Origin of the sequence: Fibrobacter sp. UWH6, from assembly GCF_900142465.1 — a bacterium.
Lineage (GTDB): Bacteria > Fibrobacterota > Fibrobacteria > Fibrobacterales > Fibrobacteraceae > Fibrobacter.
In genome coordinates this window covers 397,500-421,024 of the sequence record NZ_FRAX01000001.1, presented here as the reverse complement: position 1 = coordinate 421,024, position 23,525 = coordinate 397,500, and the positions used below count along the sequence as shown (strand labels likewise).

Below are 23,525 nucleotides of genomic sequence, written 5' to 3'. Positions count from 1 at the left end.
GATAATGGCAGATATTATTGAAGTTTTGAAGGCAGCCGGTCAGGACGACCTGCTGAAGCATTTGGAAACCCTGAGCGGCGATGCCCGCAAGAATCTTGAACGCGATATCGCAAGCCAGGACTGGAACGAACTGAAGGCCCTGCACGCAGAAAAATCCGCCGCTAACTTAAGCGACAATGTTTCTGCAGACCTGCAGCCTATGCCTTTCAAGATTGCAGCAGATGACTTACGCTACGACTTCTGGAAGGAAACGGGCGAAATTCTTCTGGGCAAGGGTCAAGTAGCCGCATTCCTGGTAGCCGGTGGACAAGGTTCCCGCCTTGGCTTTGAAGGTCCCAAGGGCATGTTCGACATCGGCCTCCCCAGCCACAAGAGTCTGTTCCAGCTGCAGGCAGAACGTCTGCAGAACTTGGCAGCCCAGGTAGGCCATCCCATTCCCTGGTGCATTATGACTAGCCCTCTCAACCACGAGGCCACAGTCAACTTCTTTACCGAAAATAATTTCTTTGGCATGGACCGCCAGAACATCCGTTTCTTTGAACAGGGCACCATTTGCGCCTTGACTCCCGACGGAAAGGCTGTGCTGGATGGCGAAGATCATCTGGCCCTGGTTCCCGATGGAAACGGAGGTTGCTTCCGCGCCCTGGCCCAGAGCGGTTCTTTGGCATGGCTCATTGAGCGTGGAGTTCGTTACGTGTTCCTCTACAGTGTCGACAACGCCCTCTGCCGCATTTGCGACCCTGCCTTTATTGGCGCTCTCGCCAGCGAAGGCCGCAGCATGAGTGCCTCCAAGGTCGTTCCCAAGGCCGGCCCCAACGAAAAGGTTGGCATTTTTGCCTTCCAGAACAAGAAGCCCGGCGTCGTGGAATACAGCGACCTTCCCGAAGAATATCGCGACATGAAGAACCCCGACGGAAGCTTGACTTTCGATGGCGGAAATATTGCCGTTCACCTTTTCAAGTTGGAAGGTCTTCGTAAGCTGCAGACCAGCAAGCTCCCCTGGCACACTGCCCGCAAGACCGTTTGCGGCATTGAACAGTGCTGGAAGTTTGAACAGTTCCTGTTTGACGCATTCCCCCAGCTGGGAACCATGATGCCCTTCGGTGTTATCCGCGAAGAGGAATTCAGCCCGGTTAAGAATGCCGAAGGAAACGACAGTCCCAAGACCGCTCGTATCATGATCGGTAAGCTCCACAAGGAATGGCTGAAGAAGGCTCACTGCGAAGTGAAGGCCGACAAGCTTTACGAAATCTCCCCCACCCTTAGCTATGCCGGCGAAGGACTTTCCCGCCGAGTTTTCGAACGCGAACTGGGTAAGAGCATCCTGGAGTTTGACGAAGAATAAGCCCCGCAAAAGTGAAGCTGACCTTTTACAAAACAGCCTTGAATATTTTGCTGCGAATGCCGAACTGGTTTTTCGCAGCTCTTTTTATTGTGGCATTTCCCATATACAAGGCTCTTCACCAGAAGCGGGCTTACGGGAGAACGGTCGCGCATTTGCAGAAAGCAAGAGCCTTTAGGGGTTTTACAGCAAAGTGTACCGCAGACGATGTTTTCCGGGGAATCTACTGGAACGCCATCGATTCTTACCGCGGGCTAGCACGACTTAAGCGAACCACAGACAGGATCGTCTACGAAAACGAAAACGTCATGATGGAAGCCTTGACCCGCAGTAAAAGTTCTGACGGAACGCCCCTGCCCCTTGCCGCAATCAGCATTCATCAGGGAGCCTTTGAATTATTGCATCGCAGCCTTTGCCGTTACAGCGACAACGTCCACTTGATTACGGATTCCGTCGGTGACGAAGCAACGCGACAACTTCTGAAGGAACTGCGCAGTGATGAACATCTGACAGAGTATCACCCCGACGAACTGTCCCAACTGTTGCGGAACCTATTTGCGCCGCCAGCAAAGTTGAACAAGAAAGGAAATGCCATTCTCGCCATGGTGGTGGATCAAGGGCGCCATACCAAAGGCTGTATGGAAACGCTATTCGGAATGCCAAGTACGCTCTACCTGCGACTACCCGAAAAAGTAAACCAGATGGGTGCGGGTATCGTCACCTTCCGCACCTTCACCCGCGCAGCAAGTAACTGCGAAGGGTTCCGCGAAAAAGGGTGTCGCGGCAATCAACACCGCGGCAAGAACGAAATCGTCATCCGTTTTGAAACGTACTATCCTCCGAAATTTGATCAGCGGAATAATTCCACGGATCAAATAAAAATTAGCGGTACCAGCCTAACGTCCAGTATCGCCAAAGAAATTGAAAATTGGATTTCTGAAAATCCGTCGGAATGGAGCTGGAACTACCACGGAAATTTTCGCGTGTAATTCACAGCATTCTTAATAAGTCAAGCCGAAGCCGTAAGGGAACAGGCCCTTCTTTCCGTCGCCATCGTTAATGGGAATTTGCTTGGCGTCTTTGGGCCAAGTGTGAGGCAACTTGCCCGTAGGCTTTACATCACCGAAAAGAACATCGGCAACGCCAGCACCTTCGCTACCCGGAAGCCAAGCCATCACGAAACCATCAACGGCATCGATCAACTTGGTAATAGGCAACGGACGGCCAGCCACCAGAACGAGAATCACCTTCTTGCCAGCAGCCTTCCAAGCCTTGATTTCCTTGAGGTTCACGTCGGTACTTTCAAAGTGCGTGGTGTGGGAACGTTCCGTTGTAAACAACTTATTATTAAAATCCTTTTCACGGAAATCGCCGAACCATTCAGCATAAGGGGATTCACCAATCACATAAAGAACCGTATTGGCACTGTCAGCAGATTCTACACGAGCGCCCTTAGCCACCTGATCTACGCCAGCCAAAATGGAAGTTGCACCAGGAACTTCGCCACGGGTTCCCTGCCAGCCCAAAGTCCAGGCACCACTCTGAAGACCCGTATGGTCGGCATGAGATCCGGTCACAAAAATCTTGCCATCCTTAGCCAAGGGCAGAATGCCTTCGTTCTTCAGAACAACAAGACTCTTCTGCACGGCTTCACGGGCAATGGCGCGATGTTCTGCGCTACCGATATTTTCGACAACGCCCACATACTTTGCAGGACCATTGGGATTTTCCAGGCGGCCTGCGCGAATCTTCACGCGAAGAATTCTACGGACAGCATCCTTAATACGATCTTCGGAAACCTTCTTATTCTTCACCAATTCCGTCAGAGTGCTTACGAACGATTCCGCAGAAGACGGAACCATGGCCAGGTCAATGCCTGCGTTAACGGCACGGCGAATAGCCTCTTCGCTGGAAATATTGGTAATCTTACCAGAGTAATCCCCGGCATTGCCCGGAGTAATGGAATGCTGAATGCCTTCCCAGTCAGCAACCACAAAACCGTCAAAGCCAAGTTCCGTTTTCAGCCAACCTGTAAGGCGCAGGGAATCCACATGCTGATGAACTCCGCGCACCGTATTGAAGCTGGCCATCACACTCTGGGCGCCCTGTTCTACAGCAGCAATGTAAGGCGGCAAATGGGTTTTACGAATCTGGGCGTCAGTAGCCTTAACGTCGCCGCGATCCCATCCCTTGGCCGTACCACCGTCACCAATAAAATGTTTGATGGTTCCAGTAACACGCCATTCTGCGTCAAAATGATCCCCCTGCAAACCGCGAAGGTATGCGGACCCCAGTTCAATGGCCAATTCCGGCTTTTCGCCAAAGCCTTCGTAAGTACGGCCCCAACGTTCATCCTGAGGAACGCTCAAGGCAGGAGCGAAATTGTAGTCAATGTGAGCCGCCCACATTTCTTCTGCGGTAGCCTGGCCAATACGGCGAACCAGGGCAGAATCTCGAGTAGCGCCAAGACCAATGTTATGGGGGAACACCGTGCCATTAATAAGGTCAGCGGCACCATGAACGCAATCCTTTCCATAAGTCACGGGAATCTTCTGAGCCCAGGCATTCTTGTAGAATTCAGCAGCGTAAGCGCCACCGCCCTGAAGAGCAGAACCGCAAATGCTATTACCACAATTTACATGAGGAACCAAGGCCTGAGTCATCTGGGCAATCATGTCATCGATGGTCATGCCAGACATCAAAGAGTCAATCTGGTCTTCGATGGGATCGCGCTTCAAAATAATCTTGGCCGGGTTCTTGGGATCGACGACAGCGGCCACAGACAAAGTTTCCGGCAAGAAACCGGTCTTGCGGACAATCAAAACCTGAGGATCGGCAACCTTGTCCTTGATAGTGAACTTACCCTTAGCATTGGAAAGGGTGCGGGCATCGGGTAAAAGATTGGGCAAGGTCTTAATGCTAACCACAGCATCCTTAATGGGAGCTCCCGATTCATCAAATACAGAACCTTGAACAGCAGCGTTGGCTGCTGTGCTCAAAAACAAGGTAATAGCAGCAGAAAGGAGACGATTTTTCTTCATATCCTAAATTTAAGCAAAATCAGGTCTAAATTCACTAAAAATACACCAAATCAAGTGTACAATTGAAAACAAGTGAATCGACGCTCCATTTTTTTGGGTATATTGTATAAAAAGGTGTAATTATGGGATGTTTGAAGAATTGGTTATTTGGCGGATTAGTGTTCGCTCTTTGCGGCACGTCCTTTGCAGACATTGTCTATCAGGGAAAGCGAGTTCAAGCTTGGCCCGACGAGGCAATCACAAAGTTTGACAACTCGCGAGGCGCCTGGAAAAATTCAGGGACGACAAGCGTGATGTTTGCTCCACCAATGGAAAAAAGCCACTACTCCTCCCCCAAGGGGAAAATCTACGGCCTCACCCTATTGGTGGACTTTTCAGACCAAACCGCCCCTGTCACCAAGGAAGAGATTTCTGACTGGCTGAACAAGGAAGGTTTCAACCGCGATGGTTGTAACGGTTCCGTCCGCGATTACTATCTGGATGTCTCCAATGGCCAACTGGATTTTACCAACGAAGTCTTCGGCTGGTATCGAGCAAAGTATCCCAAGTCTTATTACGAAGAACTGGAAGGATATTCCGGTTCCGATGTTTTGGTCAAGGAAATATTCGAGTACTTCGATTCCCAAGTGGATTACTCCCGCTACGACAACGACAAAGACGGCATTACCGAAGCCATCAATATCGTGTACGCTGGTCCCGGTCTAACATGGGGACAGGGACTTTGGCCTCACGCCGGCTGGTCCAACGAAATTCGCGACGGCGTCCGCCTGCAAAAGCACCAGATGACCGACATGCCGGGCAAATTTTCCATCTATGTTTTCATTCATGAAAATGGACACATGGTCTTTGGCTGGCCCGACCTTTACTGGTACGGTGACTACTGCACCATGGGCAACCGCGCAAACGACTGGAATCCGGTTGCAATCAACGATTTCTACCGCGCAGACCAAGGCTGGATTCCCTTTGTAGATGTAACCGCAGAAGATCTCGGCAAGATTTCTACAACTGCAGGGGAACAGTGTTACCGCTTCAAGAACCCCGCCCGCCCCGACAAGGAAGGCTTAGTCTGGTCCTACGTTAAAAACGATGGACGAAACAAATCGCTGACAGGCAGCGGCATTCTGATGCAGCACTACGACTTTTCCATCTCTGGGAATTCTGCCGCAGATAAACTGGGGCTGCGAATTGTACACGCAGATTCCAAGGGCAACAGCAGCGATCCCGAAAACGACCAGTGGCCCTCTCCCGGCAGCAGAACCAGCGCATTCTTTAATGCTACAAATTCCTACAGTGCATTTTCAGATGCGCTCTACCCGGCAATCCGCTGGTACAGCGGTGCAGAAACTGGGCTGAAATTTACAGATGTCAGTGTCAGCGGAAACAGCCTCAGTTTCTGCCTCGGTGGCGATTGCACCGATTACAATGCAGAACCTTTCGTAGAAACCGAAATTACCCTCGCCACCGAATTGCCCATCAGCGACAGCTACGCCCCCGTGACCGTCGATTTGCAGGGAGCAAAGGTCGCCGAAGCACTCGGTATCGCACAAAACGAAATTGCAACCAAGGCTAGTTTCTACGCCGTTGAACCCAATGGTTACCTGAACAGCGAAACCACCGGCGAAGGCACCGGCCACTGGTTTGATACCAAGGGCGCCGTTGCCAAGTGGAATACGAACGGCCCCAGTATCGTATTCTCCAACGTAAATCTCAACACCATGACTACCAAGGTTGGACACATGCCTAACCTGGTAAAGCCGGGTGACACCTTCACCATCAAGCAAGCCTTAGTCTACAAAAACAAGCAGGTGACATTCACAATTACCATAAAAATTCCCGTCGAAGAAACCGGCAGCGATTCTGGCGAAAATTCTGGCAAGGATTCTACAGTTGTTTCAGACTCCAGCACCACAGCCATCGCCCAGCTTCGCCACAATTCTCTGGATTTGTCCGATGCCACAATCCAGTACTTTGACATGAACGGAAACGCCCTAAAGGCGTCCCCCAAGCAGGCCGGCGTCTACCTAATGCGCGTAACAAAAAACGGAAAGGCACTGCGCCAATCCGTCATTCGAATCCGTTAATCCACCAATTCAAAGAACATTAAAAAAGGGCCGCACCAGCGACCCTTTTCAAGTTCGTAACGACAGTGCCGGCTACTTCTTGATGGCCGCCAGGAAGTCCTTTAGGCGCTGGTCCTTGGGATTGTCAAAGATTTCAGCAGGAGTGCCGTCTTCCTTGATAATTCCGTCAGCAAAGAACAGCACGCGATTAGCCACTTCACGGGCAAAGCCCATTTCGTGAGTCACCACCAGCATGGTCATGCCGGACTGAGCCAAGTCCTTCATAATCTTCAGAACTTCGCCCACCATTTCCGGGTCCAAGGCGCTGGTGGGTTCATCAAATAAAATGGCTTCGGGATTCATGGCGGCGGCGCGGGCAATAGCCACACGCTGCTGCTGGCCACCAGAAAGCTGAGCGGGATAATGATCCCCACGGTCTGCCAAGCCTACACGTTCCAACAATTCCTTGGCAAGTTTTTCCCCTTCAGCCTTAGTCACACGACCAAGCTTTACAGGAGCAAACATGATGTTTTCCAAGGCAGTCATATTCTTGAACAGGTTGAACTGCTGGAACACCATGCCTACACGGGCGCGGATAGTGGGCTTAGAAACCTTCTTGTCAAGAATGCTCTTGCCGTCCAGCAGAATATCGCCACTAGTAGGCTTTTCCAGCAAATTCAGTTGACGCAGGAAAGTGGACTTACCGCAACCGGAAGGTCCGATAATGGCCACCACGTCACCCTTATGAAATTCAACATTGATATTCTTCAGGATCTGCTTTTCGCCGTAGGACTTACAAAGATCCTTCACTTCGATCATTACTTGCTTTTCACTCATTGTCGCACCTCCTTAACGTTCGTTCTTCTTCAGTCTCTGTTCAAGACGGGAGACGCAAGCGGAAAGGCCTGCCACGATGATGAAGTAAACGATAGCCACAGAAATCAACGGGAACATGGCTTCGTAAGTCAAACTACGGATAATGTCGCCGCCGCGGGTTAAGTCAGTCAAACCGATGTAGCCGCAAATAGAAGTTTCCTTGATGAGGGAAATAAATTCGTTAGTCAAAGCCGGCAGAGAATTCTTGAATGCCTGGGGATAAACCACATGGATCATCACAGTTCTAAACTTTAGACCAAGACTGCGGCCAGCTTCAATCTGCCCCGGATCCACAGCCTTAATGCCACCGCGGATAATTTCAGAAACGTAGGCACCGGAGTTAATACCGAAAGCGATAATCGCCACCAGCAGCTTATTCACGTTCACAGAAGCAAACACGATGTAGTAGATAATCAACAGTTGGACCATCATAGGCGTACCGCGAATCACGGCCAGGTAAGCCTTGCAAATCCAGTTGCCAATCTTGCACTTGCCGTTAAACTCGTGGTTCACGCGGACCATGGCCACAATGAAACCAATCAAAATACCGAGAAGTGCTGCACAGAAAGAAATCACCAAAGTATTGCGGAGACCTTCGCCAATATACTTCCAGCGGTTATCCTTGATGAAGTTCTTGTGGAACTTTTCGCCAAAACTTTCCTGGGAGGCTTCCACTTCGCCAGTACGGACCAGAATCACCACCTTGTTGTCCACCAGCTTATCGGTGAAGTTAATGGACTTCTTACGTTCTTCCGTAACGGTAAAACCAGAAAGACCAATGTCTGCCTTGCCAGAACTTACTGCATTAATGACCGCATCAAATTCAATGTCCTGGATTTCCAGCACGCGGCCCATCTTATCGGCCAGGTAGTAAGCCAACTCGATTTCAAGACCGACGATGAATTCACCTTCATGATATTCATAAGGCGGGAACTGGGCGTTGGTAGCCAGCACCAGAGGTTTTCCTTCCTTCACCTTCTGGGCATAATGGTAAGAACCGGTGCCGCCAATATATGTAGCCATCAAGGAATCAAAAATGCCGTTTTCATGCATTTCCTTCAAAGCCAGATTGAAGGTATCCAGCAAGCCCTCATTACCCTTGGCAATAACACCTGCGTAAGTTTCCTCAACGAAAGCTTCATCCAAAACACGGAGAGTGGGATTCTGCTTCACAAAGAAAATAGCCGGCTGATCATCCAGAAGAACAGCATCAATCTTGCCCTGCTTCAAAGCCTGAACAGCATCGGCCAACTTGGTGAAACGTTCCACATCGATCTTGGCAGTATCGCCACCATATTCAGAAGCATAAATATCGGCGGTGTTACCAATCTGCACACCCACCTTCTTATGACCAAGATCGCTAACTGCAAAAACCTTATTGTCAAGTTCGCTAGCCTTAACATCGCTGCGAACCATGACGACCACCTTATTATCCACCAGCTTGTCGGTAAAGTTAATGGACTTCTTGCGTTCCTCAGTAACAGTGAAACCAGACAAGCCAAGGTCAGCCTTGCCAGAACTTACCGCATTGATTACAGCATCAAATTCAATGTCCTGGATTTCCAGCACGCGACCCATCTTATCGGCCAGGTAATAAGCCAACTCGATTTCAAGACCGACGATGAATTCACCTTCGTGATATTCGTAAGGCGGGAACTGGGCATTGGTAGCCAGCACCAGAGGTTTTCCTTCCTTCACCTTCTGGGTGTAATGGTAAGAACCGGTACCGCCGATATAAGTAGCCATCAAGGAATCGAAAATGCCATTCTCGTGCATTTCCTTCAGCACCAGGTTGAAGGTATCCAAGAGACCTTCGTTACCCTTGGCAATAACGCCAGCGTAAGTTTCCTCGACAAAAGTCTCTTCCAGAACGCGGAGAGTGGGATTCTGCTTCACAAAGAAAATTGCCGGCTGGTCATCCAGAAGAACAGCGTCAATCTTGCCCTGCTTTAGAGCCTGAACAGCATCGGCCAACTTGGTGAAACGTTCCACATCGATCTTGGCAGTATCGCCACCATATTCAGAAGCATAAATATCGGCGGTGTTACCAATCTGCACACCCACCTTCTTGTGGGCCAAGTCAGAAACCTTGTGCACGCGGTTTGCCAAGGCATCATCACCACCAGCCGAGCAGCCCATAAAAGCCACAGAAGAAATGGCCAAGGCAAGGGCCACCACCATCTTAAAAGCGTTACGAACCATAATCCGATTCCTATGAAAAAATAACGCCTCAAATATAAGTAATAAGAACAGTCTTCTTTATTTATTTGATGGACGTATAATTTAAAAACGCTAACTAGAATAAAAACATCCAAAAACATTTGGGAAAAAAACGTTTGTTTTCTACATTTGGTGCCGCTAAAAAGAAGGGACGCACTTATGGATCTGAACGAAGATGAAAAGTTTCAGCTAGAATGGATCATGAACCACCGCATGGAAGACAAGGACAAGGCTCGCCAGCAGGCAGAAGAAGCTGAGCTTGCCTCTCGCCCCCAGACCCGCGGCCCCCGCGGCAAGAAAATGCGCCGCAGCCCCTCCAGCAGGGATCTTCCCGTCCCCGAAGACGAAATCGACCTCCACGGAATGACCTCCGACGAAGCAGCAGCAGCCGTAGAGCGCCGCATCGATGACCTGCTCATTGCCGGTCTCAGCGTCCTCCGAGTCATCCACGGCGGCGGAAACCCCGAATACGGCAACGTCAAGCATATTATCGACCGCAAGGCCCGTTCCGAATGGAGCAACCGCATTACCCTCTACAAGGTAGAACCCGACAACGCCGGTTCCAGCATCATAAAACTAGGCAAACCCACCCCAAAACTCAACTCAAAAGGCAAGCCCAGGGCAAAAAAATGATTTTTTTACCCTAAACCCCTTTAAAAAGTTCCTGACACATTCTATATTTGGTCTCACCAAAACGGAATATAGCTCAGTCTGGTAGAGCGCTTGCTTCGGGAGCAAGAGGTCGTGAGTTCGAATCTCGCTATTCCGACTAGAACGAAGAAGACCACTCAAAGAGTGGTCTTTTTTCGTTTTATACCGCAGGATAGCGAGATGCAGGAGGACTCACGAAGTGAGTTCGACTGCAAGCGAACCGAGTGTCGCAAAAACGAACTTGCTCGTTTTTATGACCGAGGTGAAGCGTCAGAGGCTACGAAGTAGCCTCATCTCGCGCCGTTCAGTTAGCAGTCCACCCCTACTTCACGCATCTCACCGAAAATCCGAATTCCTTGGGTTTGCTCATATACCCAAAGGCCATGCTCTTGCTGGTCAGATACCACACACGGGCACTCCCCGGAGCAATCCCTTCCAGCTTATCGTCGCTGCTCCAGAAAAAGGCAAACTTCATCATATTGCCATAAGTCTCATCGTCAAAACGATTCCCCGCCGGCATGGCACTAAACTTTAGAGTATCGTTCCCATTGGTATCGCCATTCCAGCCGTAATCCGTCTTTAGCAGGTAGCCTGCGTTAAAGTCGGCACCGGCCGCAGTCCACAAGCTTTCAAAATCTTCATGAGTTGGCAGACGGAAGCCTGCGGGGCAGGCCTTCTGAGCAGCCTCCCAAGTATACAAGCGTCCATAAGCCATGCACTGATCTTCTTCATCCTTGTAGCAGAAACTGCCCTCGGTCTTAAAATTCAGGTTGTCGGCCATCCATACGCGGTTATCCACCGTAATGGTGCGGTAGCTCTGCTTATCCCGCTTATCCTTGATTTCATTTTTCTTTGCCTTTGGAGCGGCAAAAGATGTTCCCACAAGCATAAGGCAAATCACGCCTACGACAAATCCACGAAATTTCATACTGAACCTTAAAAAATTAGACTTTCAAGTCCCTCAAATTTACCTAATAAAACAGCACCTGGCTTCCGGCGCTTCCTTATTTCCAAAACGTCTTTCAGGATTGGGGCAATGCTGTTCCGAGCCGTCGGTCAAAACCCACAATTCTTCTGCAAAGGGGCAAGTTCCCGCCTCAAGAGAATATCCGCGGGCGTTCTCGCCAGAGGTCAAGGCAAATACACTACCCTCGTTTCTCAGCGAACTCCCGCACATTCTGCAGCAATTTAAAATGTATTCCCGCAGTTCGCCTACACTCCGGTCCAGCTCAAATTCACGCCGCAACCGAACATCGGCCTCACTCAGGAAAACCACCATATTCCACTTGATCCGTTCAACGCCAATAACGGTCGCCCAGGCAATCAATTCGGGAATCATCATCAGATTTTTTCGATGTAACGTCACCTGAATCGAAACGGAGGCCGCCTTAGGCAAGCCCTGCCGAATTTTCAACAGACGTTCCACATTCCGCTTCCAGCCATCAAAGCATTCCGAAGCAAGACTGCTAACCTTGATATCGCTGCAACCCTGCAGCAAGCGGATCATGTTGGCGTTTTCATTCCACATTCCAGGAAAGGTCCCGTTTGTGGTCAAGTTCATGGGCACCCCCAGGGAACCGCACAATTCCAGCAGGTCCTCAAAGCGGGAATAAAGCAAGGGCTCGCCCATGGTGCTGGGAATTACTTCTCGTAAAATCCGTTTGCCGTTTTCATCCTGCGTCAACCCATATTTTTCAATGGCCGCCTTGGCCACGTCAAAAGGCATCTCCCCGGTAATTCCAGAAATTTCACCGAAGGTCGCCCTCCGCTGATACAGGAAACACAGGGGGCAGCGCAAATTGCAGACGTCCGGATTAGTCAGCAGGGTTATGCGACGAACGGCAACCAAGGCTGAATCCTAGCGGTTTTCCCTAAGGTACTTGATAGCAGCCATTGCAGCGCGAGCGCCTTCGCCCACAGCCACAGAAACCTGCAAGATGCCGCCGGTGCAATCGCCAGCCGCATAAAGCCCAGGAATCGTGGTCTGCAGATCTTCGTCCAGCACAAGCTTGCCCTGGTCAAAAGCGGCGCCAGCCTTCAAAGCCAGATCCGTCGCATTGGCACTTCCCAGCGCAACGAACAAGCCGTCAAATTCAGCGGTGGAGTCATCGTCAAAAACGACACCCTTAAAGGAACCTTCTCCAGTTAGACCTTTCAATTTGCGGTCAACCACCTTCACATTTTCAGGGAAGTTTGCCGTCAGGGGAACCCCATTGGTCAGAAGGGTCACGGAATTCACCACGTTCAAAAGTTCCATGGTTTCGTGCAGGGCATACTCGCCGCTTCCCATGACAGCCACGTTTTTCTGTCTGTAGAAAAAGGCATCGCACACTGCGCAATAGCTTACGCCATGGCCTTCCATTTCGGCCATTCCCGGCAGGGGCTGTTTCTTGCGGGCAGCGCCTGTGGCCATGATACAGACCTTTCCGCGATACTCGCCGTTCAAGCCCGTGGCCACAAATTCGGAACCGTTGAACATCAGGTCGGTCACTTCATCTTCGGCAATTTTGGCACCCAGATCCAGCGCCTGTTTTTTACCAACCTGGAGCAATTCTTCACCGGTCAGAGGTTTCTCCAAACCGTAATAATTTTGTATCAAATGAGCCTTTCCAAGGGCCCCACTATCCTTACCCACCAGTTGAACATCCAGACCTGCACGCAGGGCATACAGGGAAGCGGACACACCAGCCGGGCCATAACCCAAAATCAATACATCAGACATAATACCTCTCATTTTTCTATCCATAATTTATTTATTTTGAAATAAAGTTTTTGTTTTACTTCAGTAGGATAGGACGATGGAACGTAATAAACCTAGAGACATGTTTGTAGAGGCAGGCTACGGCCCAAACTTTGCAAGGCAGCTTATACAGAATGCCTATAGCAAGCTCTTTGAAGGCGATCCCATTGACGAACGAATCTGCTTCGACGCTTCCGACGACATGAGTTACATCATCGACATCGGACACGACGATATCCGCTCCGAAGGTATGGGTTACGGCATGTTCATTGCCGCACTCACCGGTCACGAAAAACAGTTCGACAAACTGTGGAACTTCACCAAACGTTACGTCCGAAACAACAGCGGTCCCCACGTCGGTTATTTCTCATGGCAGCTGTCCACCATGAACTTCGGCATGATCGACCCCGGTTCCTCCCCCAGCGCTGAACAGTATTTCGCCATTTCACTTTTGATCGCCGCCGAAAAATTCGGACGCCCCGACCTTAAGGATGAAGCCGTCGACTTGATCAACTGGCTCATTCACAAACCCCATTGCGAAAACGTGGGCCCCATCATCGACCCGAACCAGAAGATGATTCGCTTCTCTCCGGTAGACGGAAACGACTTTACCAATCCCAGCTACCACGCCCCCGCTTTCTACCAGGCTTTTGCCGAGGCCTCTGGCGACGACACCTGGCTGACCATCGCTGAAAACAGCCGACAGTTCCTCAAGAAGGCCGCCCACTTTGAAACAGGCCTCTATGCAGACTACACCGAATACGACGGAACACCGGTATCCAAGCCCTGGCATACCGAAGCCAACTGCTACAGCGGCGACGCCTGGCGTGCGGCGTTGAATTTGAGCTTAGACTATGCGCTGTTCAATGGCGATCCAAGCGAAAAGGACATTTGCGAACGCCAGCTGTTCTACTTCGAAAGCAGGAGACCTTACCTGTCCGACTACGCAGTCGACGGCGGAGACTACCCTCGTCGCGGTCGCCCTGCCACCCCAGGTCTAATTGCCATGAATGCGGCCGCCACTCAAGTTCTCAATTCCGGCGATTCCCTGATCAAGCCCTTTGTAAAAGACTTGGCAGCCCTGTCCGTCCCCTTTAGATTTTGGCGTTACTACGACGGCATGCTCTACATGATTGGCCTGTTGGCCACCGCCGGAAAAATTTCATTTTAAGAAAGAGAAAAATCGAGACAAGTAAAAATCAAACAAAAAAAAGGGAGTTAGAATGAACATCAAGAGAATCGCTTGCGTTGCAATCGCTTCGGCACTCTTTTCCATTGGCCTTACAGCATGTGGTGACGACATCCGCGTAGAGAAATATCCTAGCGGTAAGGTTCGCACCGAAACCACCTACGTCAACGACAAAAAGCAGGGACCAGAAAGAGAATTCTACGAGAACGGCAACCTCAAGCGCGAAGTCAGTTACGTCAACGACCGCAAGCAGGGCATTTCAAAGGAATACTACGACGACGGCTCCCTGCAGGCCGAATACAACTACGAAGACGGCTATATCGATGGTATGGTTGTACGTTACCACAAGAACGGAAACGTATCGTCCAAGGCCGAATACAAACAAAATAAGCAAGTTGCATTCGGGGAATACTTTAACGAAAAAGGCGAACCTCTCACAAGCGGAAGCTATAAGGACCCTCGTGATGGTTACGCCTACGAATGGATTCGCATCGGTTCTCAGCTCTGGGTTGCCGAAAACATGAACTACGCAACAGCCAGCGGTTCCGTCTGCGCCCAGTGCAATCATTGGGGCCGCCTCTACAATTTCGAAAACGCCAAGAAGGCATGCCTTGATGGCTTCCACCTCCCCACCAAGGAAGAATGGAACATCCTGTTGACCTACGCCGGCACCGGCAGCAAGGTTGGCACCGCCCTTAAGGCTGGCTACGGCTGGGATCCGCTGAAGGGTACCGGCATCTACGGCAACGGCAAGGACGAGCTGGGATTCGGCGCCAAGGCTGGTGGCGGACATTTCGCCAAGAGCGACGTTCCCATGAAGGATCGCAAGTTCGAAGGAGCCGGTCAAAAGGCTTACTTCTGGGTTTCTAACGGCGAAGTGGTGGTTCTCTTCCACGACAAGGATACCGCCAAGTTCGAAAAGTTCAACCCCGAACACGGCGCAAGCCTCCGTTGCATCAAGGATTAAACCTAACGAAATTCCTGAAACGATTTTTACTCCTGGATTTATCCAGGAGTTTTTTTGACACTAAAATGTCAATTTGAAAATTTAGATTTTGAAAGAACGTTACAAGGAGGATCGTCTTTATGGAAATTGCAGCAATCATCATCGGCTTAATCATCGGTGTATTCCTGGGAATAACCATCGGGATCTTGATTTCAAAAAGTAAGCAGGCGGTCCTGCAAACCAAATTGGAAGCAGCCCATCAGCTGAGAATGCAATCCCTTCAAGATCAGCAGATCCGATTCGACGAAACCATCGCCAAAGTCCAGGAACAGCTTAAATCCACCACCAACGAAATGCTGAAACAGCGCCAAAAGGAATTCTCAGAATCTAGCGGCCAAAGCATAGAACAGATCGTCTCCCCCCTCAAGGAATCCATCAAAAAGATGGAGCAGGCCATGAATAATTCCGCCAGGGAACAGTTTCAGCTGGGAGGAATTCTAAAGAATCAAATCGAGAACGCCATAAAAATGAGCGAATCTGCAAAGGCAAGCGCCGAAGAACTGAGCCGGGTTTTCAAGCACGATTCCAAGATTCAGGGCGACTGGGGCGAAACCGTCCTCAGCAATCTTCTGGATGGACAGGGTGCCCATTACGACACACAGGAAACCCTCCGCGACGCCCAGGGTAATCTCATCAAGACTGAAGATGGCCGCAGTTTACGCCCCGATGTCATCCTCCATCTCGATCACAAGCGAGACGTCATTATCGACTCCAAGGTTTCCATGACCGCCTTCATGAATTACGTCAACGCAGAAACCGATGATGAGCGCAACGCAGCCCTTACAGCCCACATCGCAAGCCTCAAGAAACATGTAGACGAATTGGCCAAGAAGGATTATTCCTCCTACGTCAAACCGCCCAAGGTAAAAATGGACTATGTCATCATGTTTGTCCCTCATTCCGCAGCCCTGTGGACCGCATTGAACGCCTCCCCCACCCTCTGGAGCGAAGCCATGGCCAAGCGGGTCTACATCGTTGACGAACAGACTCTCTACGCCGCCCTCCGTATCATTGACCTGACCTGGACTCAAATCGCCCAGGCTCAGAATCACGAAAAGGTCTACGAACTAGCCAACGAAATGATCGATCGCGTAGGTCAGTTCATGAAAAAATACCAAGCCCTGGGAAGCGCATTGGCTAATGCACAAAAGGCATTTGATGATGGCGAAAAGAAGCTGGCTCCAACAGGTCAGAGCGTTCTTACCACATGCGGAAAACTCATCAAGCTAGGGGCAAAGCAAAGCGAAAAGAACCCCATCCCGGAGCTGGTAGACATAGAAGACGCCCTAACAGAAATCCAATAAAAAAAAGAAACCCTCGATCAAATTGTCGAAGGTTTCTTTTTGCAATTAGAAATTACGCGATGTATTCCTGCATGTAATTTCTGTAGCCGGAGGTTTTATCCCTCTGACGAACGACAGAAATTTCTCTGAGTGTACGCGCTGTGTTCCTGCGTGTAATTTCTGTAGCCGGAGGTTTTATCCCTCTGACGAACGACAGAAATTACGTTGTATATTCAGCGTTGATCTTCACATAGTCATAGCTCAAGTCGCAAGTAAATGCGCTGGCGCTTGCATGACCAATGTTCAGTACCAAAGTCACCTTGTATTCGCGCTGACGGACAACAGCGTGGAGTGCATCCTGCTTTTCCTTAGACAGAATCACCGGACGGCAACCATCCAGAACCTGGACGTCACCGAAGAACAGGTCGGTATGTTCTGCAATCATGTTGCAGCCGCTGGAACCAGCAGAGCTCAGGATACGGCCCCAGTTGGGGTCTTCACCGAACATGGCGCACTTGGCCAGGTTGCTGGTACCGATGAAACGAGCCATCTTCAAAGCTTCTTCGTGAGATTCAGCCTTTTCGATGCAAAGTTCAATAAGCTTGGTCGCACCTTCACCGTCGCGGACAATGTCCTTTGCCAGGGACTTCATCACCAGCATCAGAGCGGCGCGGAATTCACCCTGTTCAGAAAGGGAAAGATCTTCGTACTTGAGACCGCTCATGCCGTTTGCCAGCATAATGCAAGTATCGTTGGTGCTGGTATCGCCGTCAACGGTAATGGCGTTGAAGGAGTCTGCAATGTTTGCACGGAATTCAGCAAAGAAATCAATGGGCAGAGCCAAGTCAGTGGTAATGAAAGCCAGCATGGTAGCCATGTTGGGGTGAATCATGCCACTACCCTTGCAAGCACCGCCGATAGTCACCACACCCTTTTCGGTCTGGATTTCAACGGCATGGGACTTCAGAGCAAGGTCGGTAGTCAAAATAGCACGGCCAAATTCTTCGGAAGCATCAGCATGAAGACCTTCAACCAGGCGAGGAATACCGGCTTCAATCTTATCCATGGGCATCAGGTGACCAATGACACCAGTACTGCAGACAAGAACGCTCTTGGGAGTGAGCTTCAGAGCTTCTTCGGTAAGGGTAGCCATGCGTTCTGCATCAGCCAGACCCTGTTCACCAGTACAGGCGTTGGCGTTACCGCTGTTCACGATAACAGCAGTAGCAAAGTGAGCATGTTCCAGTGCAGCCTTATCGTACTGAACCGGAGCGGCCTTCACCTTATTGGTTGTGAAAACTGCAAAGCAACGGGCAGCCTTTTCGCTCTTGAGCAGGGCCATATCCGCATTGCCGCTAGCCTTGATGCCAGCGCAAATACCAGAAGCGGTAAAGCCCTTGGGGGAGCAGACGCCGCCTTTTTCCAACACAGTGTACATAGTGTCTCCTATTGTTTTTACGCGCTAAATATACAACAAAAAAAGCGACTAAACTAGACCTTTCCTAGCATTGCCCCCTAAAAAAATTCTAATTTAAGGCCATGGCAAAAACACCCTGTACTCAAGAAACATACGACAAGCTGGTTGAACGTTACAATTTCCTTAAAAAGACGGAACGTCCCCGCGTTGTCGACGAAATGGAAGAAGCCCGCAAGCAGGGCGACCTGAGCGAAAACGCAGAATATCACGCCGCCAAGGAAATGCTGGCACATATCGATTCTGAACTTCCCAGACTGGAACAGCAGATTGCTGATTCCATCATCATCGAATTTGACGCGAACTCCGACACCGTCCGTTTTGGCGCCACCGTTACCGCAAAGAACCTGGCAACCAAGAAGGAAGTCGCCTACCAGCTGGTAAGCCCCGAAGGCGTCGACCCCATGAACGGCAAGATCAGCTTCAAGAGCCCCATGGGTTCCGCATTCATGGGCAAGAAGAAGGGCGACATCGTCGAAGTCGTTACCCCCAAGGGTAAGAACCGTTTCGAAATAGTCGACTTCAAGTAAGCGCTATGATTGTAGCCCTCATTGGCAAAGACCAGTTTTCCAAGGACCAGCAGGTAGAACAATTCCTGCAGGAAGCCCTTGGCGAAAACAAGGATGACCCGCTGTCTAAGCAGGTCGTGTTCGCTACCGATACCAACATATCCTCTGTAGCAAACGTCATCATGGAATGCTGCGGTACGGTGTCTATGTTCGCACCGGAACAGGCCGTCGTTGTCCGCAACGCCGAAGCCATGAAAGCCGATGACACAAAGACTTTGGCCCGCTGGCTGAAAGACGCTCCCGAGTGCAAGCTGTTGCTTGACTTTGGCGAACTCAAGGCCAGCACAGAACTTTACAAGGTTCTTGCCAAGGTGGGCAAAGTCGAAAAGTACGAAGAACCCAAGCAGTACAATATGCAGAAGTGGATCGCTACAATGGTTCCGGCCCACTTCAAGAAGCCTATTGAACCCGCTGCAAGCCAGTATCTGGCCGACGCCCTTGGCACCAACACCAAGCTAGTTAGCGAAGAACTGGAAAAGGTTCTGCTGTACCAACCGGATTGCACCAAGATCACATACGATCTCGTAAAACTGCTAATCATGCCCCAACGAGAAATTCCGCCCTATGAGTTGCAGAATTTCTTTGGAATGCGAGACGCCAACGGTTACACTAAAAAGCTCCACGAAATCCTCTACGGCGGAGGCGATGCCATCCAGGTCGTCAACTCCCTTTACAAGCATGCCGTGGACCTTCTAAACTTCATGTCCCTTACCGCAAAAGGCATGAGCCAGGCAGAAGCAGCCCAGGCCATCGGCAAGAACGAATACGTTTTCGTAAAGCAGGGGAACGCCGCTGCCTGCTGCACCCGATGGGGCAAGGCCAACCTCTGCAGAGCCATCCGCAGACTGGCAGACCTGAGCTACGAATTCAAGAGTTCCAGCTGGACCGTTATCAGCCAGGAACTGGCCTTGGCCGCCCTGGTCGTCCGTTAAGCTACACTCAGTTTAACGTCCTAATTCCGCAATAATTTCCCACATTTTTTAAGCAAAAAGGCTCCGCAAAAGCGGAGCCTCTGTCATACTGTTTTACAAGGCGTTATTCCCAGTCATCTTCATCTGCAGGAGCCGGAGCTTCAGGAGCAGAAGCCGGTTCGTCCATCAGAGATTCTTCGACCGGTTCATCCACAACAGTTTCTACCGGAGAGGGCTGAGGAGCGCTCTGCTGAGCTGCGGGAGCGGCCTGCGGCTGGGCAGGAGCTTCAGCAGGCTGAGCCTGAGGAGCGGGCTGAGCCACCGGCTGTGCTACGGGAGCGGGCTGGGCGGCCGGCTGTGCAGCAGGAGCTGCCTGAGGAGCCTGAGACAGATCCACATTGCCAATGTAGTTGCGAATGATTCTCGGAGTAACGAAGATTACCAGGTCCTTCTTCACGACGGACTTACGAGAATACTTGAAGAGGTTACCCAGCAGCGGAATATCCTTCAGGAACGGAATACCACGTTCAGATTCCTGAGTTTCGTTACGGGTCAAACCACCGATTACCACAGTTTCACCGTCAGCCACAACGACCTTGGTTTCAGCTTCCTGGGTACTAATCACAACTTCACCCTTGGAGTCATAATCGTAGGAGTTGTTTTCGGGATGGAGGTCAAGCAAAATGCGGTTGTCGCCAGAAACGTGAGGAGTAACAGTCAGCTTGATACCAGTTTCCACCATCTGGGTAGAAGATTCACCGCTGTTATCGATAACGCGGATAGAAACCTTATCACCCATGAAGACCTTAGCTTCGGTATTATCCAAGGTAGAAACCTGGGGGCTAGCGAGAACTTCGGTAGAAGCGTCACCCATAAGGTTGCTGATTGCAATCTGGAGGTTATTATCCAAGAGGCTAGCAGTAATAGCACCGGAACCAGAACCCACAGCCGGAGAAGAACCGTTGGGGAAAGACTGGATAACGGCACTGGTACGAGAAGCACCGGCAGCACTACCAGTTGCAGCGGCAGCGGTACCCGGAGTAAGAGCGGTATTACCCATGGTAGCAGTCCAGTCCACACCAAGTTCGCGGGCCTTTTCGCTGTTCACCACGACCAGCTTAGCGGTAATCATGATCTGCAGGGTTTCAACATCAAGTTCTTCCAGAGCCTTTTCCATCTGATCAATCTTGGTATCGGTATCGTAGACGATAATGGAATTGGTACGTTCGACCGTGGTAATACGGCCACGGTTAGACTTCATGCTTTCAAGCACCTTGACCAGTTCGTCAGCCTTGGCATGATGAACCTGGAAGTTCTTTCGGACCAGAGGAGCATTCTGTTCAGCCTGAGCTTCTTCATCGGCAATCTTCTTCTGTTTTGCCTGATAGGTAGCCAAGCGCTGAATGGTAATGTACTTATCCTGAATGACCCAGGTCAGATCATTCATGCTGCAGATAATGTCCAAAGTTTCCTGCCAAGTCTTCTTGGTGACGCGAAGGCTTGTCTTACCCTTTACATCGGGAGCCAGCAAAATGTCCACACCGGCAATAACGGAAACAGAACGGAATATGGCTTCATAGTCCATGTTCACGAAATTGAAATCATACAATTTCTTGTTCGGAGCAACAGAACCTTCGGCAGGGGCACTCCAAGATGTTGCGATACCGGCAACAAGAAGAAGAACAGTCAGAATTTTTGTCAACTTTTTCATTACTATTTACCCCCAAACTTATCGGGAAGGCCCATGGAGTAGCGACGGCTCACCCCGAATTCCTGAATCAGGAAGAGAACGTCAGTTTGTGTAATTTTCAAGACTTTACCATTAAGGATCTTATCGCCTTCCTTAATAGTGTAGGAAATAGCAGGATTCTTAGTTTCAACAAGAATTGCCATCGGAACGTCAGATTCCCAAATAATACCAACCAGTTCAACCTGGTCAATATTGATACCTTCTTCTACAAGGCCCTTAATTTCGACGAAGGGATCTCGACGACCAAAGGAGCTATAGGTAACGCGATCTTCATACAGACCATCAAGCTGGCTACCAGGAACAGTACCGGGATTTTCACCATCACTGCCACGATCCTTATCGACCTGCTTAAGACGCTCCATCTGTACAGCAGACAGTTCATCAAAGAAACTTACTGCACGGCGGTTCACATAACCGATACGATTACCGAACTGCACCTTGCGATACAGACCAGTCATATCCAGGCTAACCAGGCGGTCACCAAAAATGAGACGCTGAAGAACCTGAGCATTTTCGTTAGGTGCAGCGTAGAATTCAATTTCATCGGCAACAACGATCAATTCGCGAACGACAGGACGAAGGTGGAATGTCTGGGAACCAGAAACAATCTTCTTGCTATCCTTTTCCAGCTTCTTCACGAAAGTTTCAAAGTTAGGCTTTTCTTCGTTGGCCTTCATCCAGTCACGAATGAAGATACCTGTGGGCTGAGCAGACCAGAAGATAAATCCATCCTTCTTGACAGCAGTTTCAGCAGCCTGAAGAATCAAGGCGCCATCCTGCACCAATACCACCGGGTTCACACCAGTCTGCAACTGAATCTTGATGCCATTAGCACCCCAGGTAACGGACTTCACCAGAGAACCGGCACCAATCTTGAACACAGGGGATTTCTGAGGACCAGGCAGTCCAACGGTAATGGCGAAAGCCTTGTCCGGATTAGAAACGTTCTTGATATTGATCGGAGTTTCGGTAACCAGACGGAACTGTTCCATACCCGAACCAATCAAGACGGTCATTTCCTTGATGCCAGGGAGAAGGGCAGATATTGCACCGCCTTCCTTAATAGCCTTGTCCAGCAGTTTCTGCTGTTCGGCAACAAGCTTTTCCTGTTCCTTGGCAGCCTTTTCGGCAGCCTTCTTGTCAAGGAGAGCCTGCTTTTCGGCAGCCTTCTTTTCTTCGGCAAGACGCTTCTTTTCTTCAAGGGCGGCCTTAGCAGCAGCCTTCTTATCCAAGGCGGCCTGCTTTTCAGCAGCCTTTCTTTCGGCAAGAGTCATCTTCTCGTTAGCCTTCTTCTCGTCAGCCAAGCGCCTCTTTTCTTCAAGGGCAGCCTTTTCTGCAGCTTTCTTGTCAAGAGCGGCCTGCTTGTCTGCAGCCTTCTTACGTTCAGCAAAAAGCTTAGACAGAACCCAGGACTTACCGCCCTTATTCTTGAACTTAACCAGGAAGCTGGACTTGTCCAGAGAAATATCGTTCTTGTCAGAAGAAATGGAATTACCAACAGAAAGTTCAATTTTCAAGAAATTGGTTCCGCGGAAATTCTCTCTGTATACACGCATGGCCTTCACGAACTTGGAATCGGCATCCACATCGTAGGTACCTTCACCAAGGGCAAAGCTCGTTTCAGAAAAACCAAAAGTCAGTTTCTTACCGGCGGCATCATACTTCTGATAAAACGTCGGCAGATTCTTGTCGGATGCAAAGGCAAATACCATCTGGCAGCCCTTACCATCGCAAGCAAAACGAACATCCTTAATCTGCGCAGCATAACTAGCCGCAGCGGCTACTAGGAACAAAACAAGGAATTTCAGCTTCATCATCTTCCCACCTTCTTGGATGTATAAGTGGTCAGGTTAAAAGACACGGACATGGTAATAGGAGTCCAGCCATGGGATTCAGCCTTTTGGATTTCCGCAGCAATTCCAGAATAGCGATTCAATCTCAGGTTAGTGATTGTCGTAGGATAGTTGAAGTTTGCAATTTCCGCAAACAGGTATCCCAACATATGATAACCCGAGTTGACAGCGATGGAATAACGGTTCTCGATATAATGTTCTCGTTCAGAACGGCCTTCCGGATTAAACTTCTGAATCTGGACGCCAGAACTGCGGAGCACAGAATACAGATCCTGCAGTCGGAGAGGGACCTTTTCCTCTTCGGGGAACATTTCCTTCAGCTTTTCAAAATCCTTTTCTGCCTGGACAAGCATCATTTCCAATTCCTGGACACGATGCCTCTTGGCATTGATTTTGTCTAGTTCGGACTGGGCTGTGTTCAATTCGCTTTCAAGGTTACTACGATCCTTGACAAACGGATTCCACACGTAGTCATAGACATAATACCCGGCCAAAAGCAAAATTGCAATAATCGCAATGGCGTATATGTTCTTTTTATCTTTAAAATCAATATTACCCAT

Annotated in this window: 20 protein-coding genes and 1 tRNA gene; 11 read left to right on the top strand and 10 right to left on the bottom strand. The window is 50.0% G+C overall.

Features of this window, described 5'->3' with window-relative positions; translation table 11 throughout:
• The first annotated feature begins 4 nt into the window (after window positions 1–4).
• The 3 genes from BUB73_RS01790 to BUB73_RS01785 are packed head-to-tail and all read left to right on the top strand — an operon-like array spanning window position 5 to window position 2,331.
• Window positions 5–1,345 carry a UTP--glucose-1-phosphate uridylyltransferase gene (locus tag BUB73_RS01790; RefSeq protein ID WP_073283113.1) on the top strand — a complete coding sequence of 447 codons (1,341 nt, stop codon included), beginning with the start codon at window positions 5–7 and terminating at the stop codon, window positions 1,343–1,345.
• A complete protein-coding gene (locus tag BUB73_RS17620; protein ID WP_249269463.1) occupies window positions 1,332–1,520 on the top strand; it encodes a hypothetical protein in 189 nt (62 codons plus the stop codon). The genes BUB73_RS01790 and BUB73_RS17620 overlap by 14 nt, the downstream gene beginning before the upstream one ends.
• Window positions 1,498–2,331 (top strand): lauroyl acyltransferase, encoded by an 834-nt coding sequence (locus BUB73_RS01785; RefSeq protein WP_249269462.1) that lies wholly within the window; start codon window positions 1,498–1,500, stop codon window positions 2,329–2,331. The genes BUB73_RS17620 and BUB73_RS01785 overlap by 23 nt, the downstream gene beginning before the upstream one ends.
• 12 nt (window positions 2,332–2,343) lie before the next feature.
• Here the strand turns inward: BUB73_RS01785 and BUB73_RS01780 are convergent, their stop codons facing one another.
• The gene (locus BUB73_RS01780) at window positions 2,344–4,383 is read right to left on the bottom strand and encodes a glycoside hydrolase family 3 N-terminal domain-containing protein (RefSeq protein ID WP_073283110.1); all 2,040 of its coding nucleotides are present in this window, start codon (window positions 4,381–4,383) and stop codon (window positions 2,344–2,346) included.
• Window positions 4,384–4,514: 131 nt separating this feature from the next.
• On the opposite strand from BUB73_RS01780, the gene BUB73_RS01775 reads away from it, so the two are divergent.
• Complete coding sequence (locus BUB73_RS01775; RefSeq protein WP_249269461.1) at window positions 4,515–6,464, top strand: M6 family metalloprotease domain-containing protein; 1,950 nt, start codon at window positions 4,515–4,517, stop codon at window positions 6,462–6,464.
• Between the two features lie 72 nt (window positions 6,465–6,536).
• On the opposite strand, the gene BUB73_RS01770 is transcribed toward BUB73_RS01775, so the two are convergent.
• Together BUB73_RS01770 and BUB73_RS16535 are read right to left on the bottom strand one after the other, a co-directional pair.
• Entirely contained in the window at window positions 6,537–7,280 is a 744-nt protein-coding gene (locus BUB73_RS01770) for an amino acid ABC transporter ATP-binding protein (RefSeq protein ID WP_073156380.1), read from the bottom strand.
• A 12-nt stretch (window positions 7,281–7,292) separates the two neighbouring features.
• Window positions 7,293–9,521, bottom strand: a complete 2,229-nt coding sequence (locus tag BUB73_RS16535; protein ID WP_083539599.1) for an ABC transporter permease subunit — start codon at window positions 9,519–9,521, stop codon at window positions 7,293–7,295.
• A gap of 177 nt (window positions 9,522–9,698) precedes the next feature.
• On the opposite strand from BUB73_RS16535, the gene BUB73_RS01755 reads away from it, so the two are divergent.
• Together BUB73_RS01755 and BUB73_RS01750 are read left to right on the top strand one after the other, a co-directional pair.
• Window positions 9,699–10,172, top strand: coding sequence for a Smr/MutS family protein (locus BUB73_RS01755; RefSeq protein WP_073283104.1), 474 nt, complete (start codon window positions 9,699–9,701; stop codon window positions 10,170–10,172).
• A gap of 62 nt (window positions 10,173–10,234) precedes the next feature.
• Window positions 10,235–10,308: transfer RNA gene (locus tag BUB73_RS01750), tRNA-Pro, on the top strand.
• A 204-nt stretch (window positions 10,309–10,512) separates the two neighbouring features.
• Here BUB73_RS01750 and BUB73_RS01745 read toward each other — a convergent pair.
• The 3 genes from BUB73_RS01745 to BUB73_RS01735 are packed head-to-tail and all read right to left on the bottom strand — an operon-like array spanning window position 10,513 to window position 12,912.
• The gene (locus BUB73_RS01745) at window positions 10,513–11,118 is read right to left on the bottom strand and encodes a fibrobacter succinogenes major paralogous domain-containing protein (protein WP_073156375.1); all 606 of its coding nucleotides are present in this window, start codon (window positions 11,116–11,118) and stop codon (window positions 10,513–10,515) included.
• Window positions 11,119–11,157: 39 nt separating this feature from the next.
• Window positions 11,158–12,039, bottom strand: coding sequence for a radical SAM protein (locus tag BUB73_RS01740; protein WP_139259079.1), 882 nt, complete (start codon window positions 12,037–12,039; stop codon window positions 11,158–11,160).
• Window positions 12,040–12,048: 9 nt separating this feature from the next.
• A complete protein-coding gene (locus BUB73_RS01735; RefSeq protein ID WP_073156369.1) occupies window positions 12,049–12,912 on the bottom strand; it encodes an NAD(P)/FAD-dependent oxidoreductase in 864 nt (287 codons plus the stop codon).
• A gap of 76 nt (window positions 12,913–12,988) precedes the next feature.
• Between BUB73_RS01735 and BUB73_RS01730 the strand changes: the two genes are divergently transcribed.
• The 3 genes from BUB73_RS01730 (at window position 12,989) to BUB73_RS01720 (ending at window position 16,429) form a co-directional block, all read left to right on the top strand.
• Window positions 12,989–14,101 carry a glycosyl hydrolase family 8 gene (locus BUB73_RS01730; RefSeq protein WP_073156367.1) on the top strand — a complete coding sequence of 371 codons (1,113 nt, stop codon included), beginning with the start codon at window positions 12,989–12,991 and terminating at the stop codon, window positions 14,099–14,101.
• Between the two features lie 52 nt (window positions 14,102–14,153).
• Complete coding sequence (locus BUB73_RS01725; protein ID WP_249269328.1) at window positions 14,154–15,086, top strand: FISUMP domain-containing protein; 933 nt, start codon at window positions 14,154–14,156, stop codon at window positions 15,084–15,086.
• A gap of 119 nt (window positions 15,087–15,205) precedes the next feature.
• On the top strand, window positions 15,206–16,429 hold the full coding sequence (locus BUB73_RS01720; protein ID WP_073156366.1) for a DNA recombination protein RmuC: 1,224 nt from the start codon (window positions 15,206–15,208) through the stop codon (window positions 16,427–16,429).
• Between the two features lie 199 nt (window positions 16,430–16,628).
• On the opposite strand, the gene argJ is transcribed toward BUB73_RS01720, so the two are convergent.
• Window positions 16,629–17,846, bottom strand: coding sequence for a bifunctional glutamate N-acetyltransferase/amino-acid acetyltransferase ArgJ (gene argJ, locus BUB73_RS01715; protein ID WP_073283099.1), 1,218 nt, complete (start codon window positions 17,844–17,846; stop codon window positions 16,629–16,631).
• Between the two features lie 101 nt (window positions 17,847–17,947).
• Here argJ and greA point away from each other — a divergent pair, with 101 nt between their 5' ends.
• Both greA and holA read left to right on the top strand, forming a co-directional pair.
• Window positions 17,948–18,412 (top strand): transcription elongation factor GreA, encoded by a 465-nt coding sequence (gene greA, locus BUB73_RS01710; RefSeq protein WP_073156362.1) that lies wholly within the window; start codon window positions 17,948–17,950, stop codon window positions 18,410–18,412.
• A gap of 5 nt (window positions 18,413–18,417) precedes the next feature.
• On the top strand, window positions 18,418–19,383 hold the full coding sequence (gene holA, locus BUB73_RS01705) for a DNA polymerase III subunit delta (protein WP_073283096.1): 966 nt from the start codon (window positions 18,418–18,420) through the stop codon (window positions 19,381–19,383).
• Window positions 19,384–19,486: 103 nt separating this feature from the next.
• Here holA and BUB73_RS01700 read toward each other — a convergent pair whose 3' ends face one another.
• The 3 genes from BUB73_RS01700 to BUB73_RS01690 are packed head-to-tail and all read right to left on the bottom strand — an operon-like array spanning window position 19,487 to window position 23,525.
• On the bottom strand, window positions 19,487–21,073 hold the full coding sequence (locus tag BUB73_RS01700; protein ID WP_254793642.1) for a secretin N-terminal domain-containing protein: 1,587 nt from the start codon (window positions 21,071–21,073) through the stop codon (window positions 19,487–19,489).
• A gap of 2 nt (window positions 21,074–21,075) precedes the next feature.
• Complete coding sequence (locus tag BUB73_RS01695; protein ID WP_254794989.1) at window positions 21,076–22,929, bottom strand: hypothetical protein; 1,854 nt, start codon at window positions 22,927–22,929, stop codon at window positions 21,076–21,078.
• Window positions 22,926–23,525 (bottom strand): type IV pilus inner membrane component PilO, encoded by a 600-nt coding sequence (locus BUB73_RS01690; protein ID WP_073156357.1) that lies wholly within the window; start codon window positions 23,523–23,525, stop codon window positions 22,926–22,928. Before BUB73_RS01690 ends, BUB73_RS01695 begins: the two co-directional genes overlap by 4 nt.